The 3580-nt window shown below is 75.3% G+C and carries 4 protein-coding genes; all 4 read left to right on the top strand.

Features of this window, described 5'->3' with window-relative positions; all coding sequences use genetic code 11:
- Positions 1-281 precede the first annotated feature (281 nt).
- The 4 genes from ACTHMS_RS05165 to ACTHMS_RS05150 all read left to right on the top strand — a co-directional run bounded on the left by ACTHMS_RS05165 (position 282) and on the right by ACTHMS_RS05150 (position 3514).
- On the top strand, positions 282-635 hold the full coding sequence (locus tag ACTHMS_RS05165; protein ID WP_440305604.1) for a DUF3499 domain-containing protein: 354 nt from the start codon (positions 282-284) through the stop codon (positions 633-635).
- 101 nt (positions 636-736) lie between these two features.
- On the top strand, positions 737-2107 hold the full coding sequence (locus ACTHMS_RS05160; protein WP_440305603.1) for a phosphomannomutase/phosphoglucomutase: 1371 nt from the start codon (positions 737-739) through the stop codon (positions 2105-2107).
- Between the two features lie 26 nt (positions 2108-2133).
- The gene (locus ACTHMS_RS05155) at positions 2134-2334 is read left to right on the top strand and encodes a Trm112 family protein (RefSeq protein WP_440305602.1); all 201 of its coding nucleotides are present in this window, start codon (positions 2134-2136) and stop codon (positions 2332-2334) included.
- A 31-nt stretch (positions 2335-2365) separates the two neighbouring features.
- A complete protein-coding gene (locus tag ACTHMS_RS05150) occupies positions 2366-3514 on the top strand; it encodes an SIS domain-containing protein (RefSeq protein WP_440305601.1) in 1149 nt (382 codons plus the stop codon).
- Positions 3515-3580 lie beyond the last annotated feature (66 nt).

The following is a 3580-nucleotide window of genomic DNA, read 5'->3' as shown; positions in this document are numbered from 1 at the left end:
GAAGACCTCCGCGCGGGTGCGGTGCAGCGGCACGTCGGGCGGCGCGAGCATGCCGCGCAGCCCGCGGCCGCGACGGTCGCGGCGGCCTGGCCGGCGCGCGGGCCGACCGGGCGGGCGTCCTTCGCTGCGCACGCGGTCAGCCTACGCAGCACCGTGCCCCGCGCTGTTGGGCTTCCGGACAGGGTCCGGGAACCGATCGCGAGGTCGTCCGGCGCGACACGATGCGGGAAACGCGGGGTGCAGCACGGTGATCGCCGACCGGAGGGTTAGTGTCGCCAGCTGTGAGGCATGTGCGGCGGTGCAGCAAGACCGGGTGCGGGCGCCCCGCGGTCGCCACGCTCACGTACGCGTACGCCGACCTGATGGCCGTGGTCGGGCCCCTCGCGAGCATGGCCGAGCCGCACTCGTACGACCTCTGCGAGGAGCACGCGGTGCGGCTGACCGCCCCGCGCGGCTGGGAGATCCTGCGCCACGTCGGCGAGTTCCCGGCGCCCATCCCGCACGCCGACGACCTCGAGGCGCTCGCCGACGCCGTGCGAGACGCGGCCCGCACCGAGCAGCCGCCGCGTCCGGACGGCGAGGCGACCATCGCCCGCCGGGGGCACCTGCGCGTCGTGCCGCCCGCCTCGCTCTGAGCCGTCCTGCCTCGCCCGGGCGGCGACACCGGTGGCGTGCCGGTCACGATCTTCACCGTGGGCGTGCGCCCGGCGGGTGGCCGACCACTACGCTCCCGGACGTGGACCTCTCGACGATCGTCAAGGCCTACGACGTCCGTGGCACCGTCCCGGACCAGCTCGACGAGGGCGTCGCCCGGGCCCTCGGCGCGGCGTTCGTCGACGTGGTCGGGGCGACGCGCATCGTCACCGCACACGACATGCGCGAGTCGGGGCCAGGCCTCGCCCGGGCCTTCGCCGAGGGGGCGATGCGCCGCGGCGCCGACGTGGTCGAGGCGGGCCTCGGGTCCACTGACCTGCTCTACTTCGCGTCCGGACACCTCGACCTGCCTGGCGCCATGTTCACCGCCAGCCACAACCCGGCGCAGTACAACGGCATCAAGCTGTGCCGGGCGCGGGCCGTCGCGATCGGGCAGGACACCGGCCTGGCGGCGATCCGCGACCGGGCCGCCGAGTACCTCGCCGCGGGTGACGTGCCGGCCGGTGAGCGCATCGGCACCGCGACGTCGGTCGACCTGCTCGCCGACTACGCCGCGCACCTGCGCGGCCTGGTCGATCTGTCGGGCATCAGGCCGCTGAAGGTCGTGGTCGACGCCGGCAACGGCATGGGCGGCCACACGGTGCCCGCCGTGCTCGGCGACGCCGTGCTGCCGGCGCTGCCGCTCACCATCGTCCCGCTGTACTTCGAGCTCGACGGGTCGTTCCCGAACCACGAGGCGAACCCGCTCGAGCCCGCCAACCTCGTCGACCTGCAGCACCGGGTCGTCGCCGAGGGCGCCGACCTCGGGCTCGCGTTCGACGGCGATGCCGACCGCTGCTTCGTCGTCGACGCCACCGGCGCGGCCGTGCCCCCGAGCGCGGTGACCGCGCTCGTCGCGACGCGCGAGCTTGCGAAGCATCCGGGCGCGACGATCATTCACAACCTCATCACCTCGCGGGCGGTGCCCGAGATCGTCGACGAGCACGGCGGCCGGGCCGTGCGCACCCGCGTCGGGCACTCGTTCATCAAGGCCGACATGGCGCGCACCGGCGCCGTCTTCGGGGGCGAGCACTCGGCGCACTACTACTTCCGCGACTTCTGGTTCGCCGACACCGGCATGCTCGCCGCCATGCACGTGCTCGCCGCCCTCGGCGAGCAGGACGCGCCGCTGGCCGACCTGCTCGCGGGCTTCAGCCGCTACGTCGCGTCCGGCGAGATCAACTCCACGGTGCAGGACGCCGCCACCCGCGTGGCCGCGCTGCGGGCGGCCTTCGCCGACCGCACGAAGTCCGTCGACGACCTCGACGGACTGACCGTCGACCTGGTCGACGGCAGCTGGTTCAACGTGCGTGCGTCGAACACCGAACCGCTGCTGCGGCTCAACGTCGAGGCCGCCACCGAGGCGGCGATGGTCGCCGTGCGCGACGAAGCCCTCGCGATCATCCGCGCCTGATCGCCCCCACGACGGAAGGACCCGCCATGCCGCTGGCCCCCGATCTGCTCGAACGACTCGCCTGCCCCGGCGACGACCACGCCCCGCTCGAGCTGCAGCAGCGCGACGGCGCTGAGGTGCTCGTCTGCACCGTCTGCCGGTCGAGCTTCCCGATCGAGGACGGCATCGCCGTGCTGCTGATCGACGAGGCGACGCCCGGCCCGAACGGCGTCGGCGTGCCGGCATGAGCGCGCGGGTGCCGGACGGGACGGGCGCGCGATGAGCTTCGACGAGTCCCTGCTCGACGACGGCGACCTGCTCGAGGCGCGCGACGAGCAGCGCCTGCTGTGGTCGCTGGCCACATCGGGCGCGCAGGTGCGGCGCGCGGTCGAGACGGTCGGCGACTTCGGCGTCGAGGCGTTGCGCGGCGGCGCGCTGCCGCGGGCGCTGCTCGTGGCCACCGACGTCGCCCCGTCGGTCGCCACCCGGCTGGTGGTGCGGCTCAGCTGCACCGAGACGCCGGCGATGGCGTGGCACGGGGTCGAGCTGCCCAAGTGGGCCGGCCCCGCCGACGCGCTGCTCATCGGCTCGGTCGACGGGATGCACCCGCGTCTCGCCGAGCTCGCCGCCCAGGGCGCCCGCCGCGGCCTCGCCATGGCGGTCGTCGCGCCCGCCGGCACGCCGGTCGCGAGTGCCGCCGGCCGGGCGCCGCTCGCCGAACTGCCCGCCACGCTGAACCCGCGTGCCGCCCGCTGGTCGGTGCTGACGCCGTTCCTGCAGACGCTCGACGCCCTCGGCGTGCACCACGTGCCCGGCGGCCTGCTCGCCGAGGTCGCCAATTCCCTCGACTCGACGGCCGAGGCCTGCCGCCCGTCGACCGACGCGTTCACCAATCCGGCGAAGGCACTGGCGATCGAGTTCGCCGACACGCAGCCGCTCATCGCCGGCGCCGGCGTGCTCGCCGGGGTCGCCGCGCGGGCCATCGCCGACGCCCTGCAGCAGTTCGCCGGCGTCACCGCCGTGTCGGTGTCGCTGCCCGACGGCGTCGGGCGGGCCGGCGCACTGCTGCGCGGTGCCGGCCCGGCGGCCGTCGACGACTTCTTCCGCGACCGGGTGGACGAGCCGCAGCAGCTGCGTCCGCGGCTGCTCGTGGTGGGCGACGACGGCGACCCCGACGACCCCCTGCTCGGCGACCGCAGTGGCGCGCAGATCCAGCTGGACGAGAAGGCCGCACGTCGCGCCGCCAGCGCGCTGCACCACCTCGCCCGCGAGCTCGGCCTCCGCGCGTCCAGCGTCGAGGTGCCGCAGGGCGACCCGCTGGCCCGCTTCGCCGCTGCGGCCGAGTTCGGGGAGTTCACCGCGGCCTATCTCGCCTTCGGGCTCGGGCTCGACCCCGGGTCGCGCGGGCCGGCCGAGCGGGCGCACTAGATGTCCGCTCACGGCGGATCGAAGGCGGTGCTCGCCGCCCTCGGCGCCAACCTCGGCATCGCGGTC

This window comes from Jatrophihabitans sp. (assembly GCF_051960575.1).
In the GTDB taxonomy this organism is placed as follows: domain Bacteria; phylum Actinomycetota; class Actinomycetes; order Mycobacteriales; family Jatrophihabitantaceae; genus JBQCEE01.
The sequence above is the reverse complement of the archived record's forward strand: the minus strand, read 5'-3'. Positions and strand labels throughout refer to the sequence as shown.

Bases quoted from the DNA above. Each gene is read 5' to 3' on its own strand.
- ACTHMS_RS05155 (WP_440305602.1), top strand. From the start codon at position 2,134: ATGCCGCTGGCCCCCGATCTGCTCGAACGACTCGCCTGCCCCGGCGAC.
- ACTHMS_RS05150 (WP_440305601.1), top strand. From the start codon at position 2,366: ATGAGCTTCGACGAGTCCCTGCTCGACGACGGCGACCTGCTCGAGGCG.